3 protein-coding genes are annotated in these 3121 nt (G+C 68.1%); all 3 read left to right on the top strand.

Translation table 11 applies throughout. The annotated features are described in order from the left end of the window. The first annotated feature begins 161 nt into the window (after nucleotides 1-161). The 3 genes from rlmH (at nucleotide 162) to x551_RS20265 (ending at nucleotide 2994) form a co-directional block, all read left to right on the top strand. Nucleotides 162-632, top strand: coding sequence for a 23S rRNA (pseudouridine(1915)-N(3))-methyltransferase RlmH (gene rlmH / locus x551_RS20275; RefSeq protein WP_011828941.1), 471 nt, complete (start codon nucleotides 162-164; stop codon nucleotides 630-632). Between the two features lie 5 nt (nucleotides 633-637). Further along, complete coding sequence (locus x551_RS20270) at nucleotides 638-1252, top strand: Maf family protein (RefSeq protein ID WP_036236142.1); 615 nt, start codon at nucleotides 638-640, stop codon at nucleotides 1250-1252. 410 nt (nucleotides 1253-1662) lie between these two features. After that, the gene (locus tag x551_RS20265) at nucleotides 1663-2994 is read left to right on the top strand and encodes an oligosaccharide flippase family protein (RefSeq protein WP_161728097.1); all 1332 of its coding nucleotides are present in this window, start codon (nucleotides 1663-1665) and stop codon (nucleotides 2992-2994) included. Nucleotides 2995-3121 lie beyond the last annotated feature (127 nt).

Here is a 3121-nt window from a genome sequence, read left to right as displayed (position 1 = left end):
GCCAAGGCGCCTGCGGCCAGGAAGGCGCCGGCCCGCAAGACGGCGGCTTCTGCGCCGGTCGCAAAGAAGACACCGACCCGGTCGGCCCCGACCACCCGCGCGCCGGCCACGAAGCGCGCTCCCGCGAAGAAGGCCGCGCCGTCGCGCAAGACGTCGCGCGCATGAAGCTCGCGCTGGTCGCCGTCGGCCAGCGCCTGCCAGCCTGGGCCGAAACGGCCTGCGAGGATTACCTCAAGCGCTTTCCCGCCGATTGGCGCGTGGAACTGAAGGCGGTGAAGGCGGAGCCACGCACCCAAGGCAAGACCGTGGACGCCATGAAGGCCGCCGAGGCGCAGCGCATCGAGGCGGCCTGCGCCAGGGGCGTGCGCCGTGTCGTGCTCGACGAGCGCGGCACCCGCCTGACCACCCAGCAGCTGGCGCAGAGGCTGCAGGCCTGGCAGCTCGACGGCCGCGACGTGGCGCTGCTGATCGGCGGCCCCGATGGCCTGGCCGACACGCTCAAGGACGGCGCCGACGAGACGCTGCGTCTGTCGGACCTGACGCTGCCTCACGCGTTCGCACGGGTCTTGCTCGCCGAAGCGCTGTACCGGGCGTGGTCGGTCAACGCCGGCCACCCCTATCACCGCGAGTAGCGAGCGTGCCCGAATTCCTCTACCTGGCTTCGCAGAGTCCGCGGCGCCGCCAGCTGCTGCTGCAGATCGGCGTGCGCCACGAACTGCTGCTGCCCGGCGCCGACGAGGACAGCGAGGCGCTGGAAGCCGTGCTGCCCGGAGAGGCGGCGGCCAACTATGTGCAGCGCGTGACGCTCGCCAAGCTGGAGGCGGCGCGGGCGCGCCTGCTTCAGCGGGCACTGCAGGCGGCGCCGATCCTGTGCGCCGACACTACCGTGGTGCTGGGCGACCGCATTCTCGGCAAGCCGGCCGATGATGAGGAAGCGGCGCACATGCTCGAGGCCCTGTCGGGCCAGACCCACCAGGTGCTGACGGCGGTGGCCGTGGTCGAAGGACCGCATGCGGCCTTCGAGCCCCAGCTGCGGCTGCAGGTGTCGACCGTGCGACTGTGCCGGCTGACCTCCGACGAGATCGTGCGCTACGTCGCGAGCGGCGAGTCGCACGGCAAGGCCGGGGCCTATGCGATCCAGAGCCAGGCGGCCGCATGGATCGAGCACATCGACGGCAGCTACACCGGCATCATGGGTCTGCCGCTGTTCGAGACGGCGCAACTGCTGAAGCCGCTGGGCTGGCAGTTCTAAGCCTAAGCCGGCGCATTGCCCCACCCTCTCCGAGGGGAAAGCGGTCCGTTTTGCCGGGCTTTTCGGTGCTTGAGCCACCACGCTTTCGGGGCATTCTCACGGAATCTATGCCGCCGGCTGTTACGACTGTGAACAATTGCTGCCCTTGGGCGCGAACGTGAGTAGATGCTCACGCAGCGCGAAATGCGGGCGCTACTCTATCTGCCGTCAGGAATTTGAAGGCTTGCTAGGGAGTCGCGGTTTTGGCGCGGCCGCGGCAGGGTAGGTGCCCTGCTCAACAACATGAAATACAACGTCAATCTTTTGCATGGAGTGGCCTGGAGTACCGTCGGAAAAGTAGCGCAGGTACTTCTCGGTTTCATCACGCTGGCGGCCTTCGCCCGGTTTCTCGGGCCGGAGCCTTCGGCATCGTGGCCATGGCGTGGGTGGCCGTCGGCGTCGTCGAGCTCATCACCGGCGGGATGCTGGCGGAGAGCCTGATCCAGCAGAAGGAACTGCGCCCGGCGCACACCAACACCACCTTCTGGCTGCTGCTCGGCTTCGGCTTCATCAGCTTCGTGGTGATCAGCACGTTCAGCGATGGCATCGCGGCGCTGGTGGGGGGGCCCGCAGAGGTCGCGACCGTGCTCGGCTGGCGCGCCATCAGCTTGCCGCTGGGTGCGGTGAGTGGTGTGCACCGGGCGCTGCTGCGCCGCGAAGGCCGTTTCAAGGCCGTCGCCACCGTCGAAACCTTCGGTTCGATGATCGCAAGCGTGCTCGGGATTTCGCTCGCAGTGTCGGGGGCGGGGATCTGGAGCATCATCGTCAACGAGGTTGCCCGCGTCGGCATCACGATGCTCGGCGCGATGATCGCGACGCGTTGGCGGCCCGGGTTCGAGATCGAGCGCAAGGCGTTCATGGAGCTGCTGAACTTCAACATCGGCTCCCTGGCGGGCGTGGCGATGCTGTACATCGACCGGATGATTCCGCGCCTGGTGATCGGCAACTATCTCGGTGCGTCCGCGGTGGGCATCTACACGATGGCGGAGCGGCTGCTCGAACAGATCGGCGACATCCTGATCGGCCCGGCCTGGGACGTCACGCTGGTGATGTCGGCGCGTTCGCAAGGACAGCCGGAGGCGCTGCGCAAGCTGATGCGGCAGACGATCCTGGCGACGGCCCTGGTGGTGATCCCGCTCTACCTCGCACTGGTCGTGCTGGCGCCGACCTTGATCGACCTGGTGTTCGGAGCCCGCTGGGCGGGTGCCGCGACGGTGGTCCAGTTGTTCCTGCTCGGTGGCCTGCTGCTGCCGGCCTCCGAGCTGGGGGTCGCAATGCTGAGGGGCGTCGGCCGTTCCACGCTGGCCATCATGTTGATGGTGGCTGACGTGGTCGTGCAGGCGGCGATGGTCTTCGCGGTCGTCGGTTGGGGGCTGGAGGCAGTGGCCGGCGTTCGCGTCGCGAAGGAACTGATCCTCTGGCCGGCAGGGGCGGTCGTGTTGGCCAGCGTCGTCGGCATCAGCGTGCGGGCGCAGGCCACGGCGGCGTTCACCCCGTTGCTGGCTGGTGCGCCGATGGCCGCCGTCATCTGGGCGGTCCACCATCTGCTCACGCCGGTGTGGCCGCAGTACTTTGCCGCGGCAGCCGCGCTGCTGGCGGGCGCAGTGACCTATCCCTGCATGTTGCGCTGGCTTGCGCCCACGTCGTTCGAGTCGGCCGTCTCGGCCGTCAGGTCGGCGCTGCGTACGCGCGCAGGCCATTGAACGCCGGCCCCGCCATGTGCAAAGCAAGCGCTTCTTCGTCGCCGATGGCTCTGCCGGCTGTCGGCCTGGGGTTTCTTCGCTGTGGCGAGCGATCGGATGACATCTGAAATGGGTTCCATGAAAAAGC

The organism is Methylibium sp. T29, from assembly GCF_000576205.1.
Taxonomy (GTDB): Bacteria; Pseudomonadota; Gammaproteobacteria; order Burkholderiales; family Burkholderiaceae_C; genus Methylibium; species Methylibium petroleiphilum.
The sequence above is the reverse complement of the archived record's forward strand: the minus strand, read 5'-3'. Positions and strand labels throughout refer to the sequence as shown.

Bases quoted from the DNA above. Each gene is read 5' to 3' on its own strand.
- rlmH (WP_011828941.1), top strand. From the start codon at position 162: ATGAAGCTCGCGCTGGTCGCCGTCGGCCAGCGCCTGCCAGCCTGGGCC.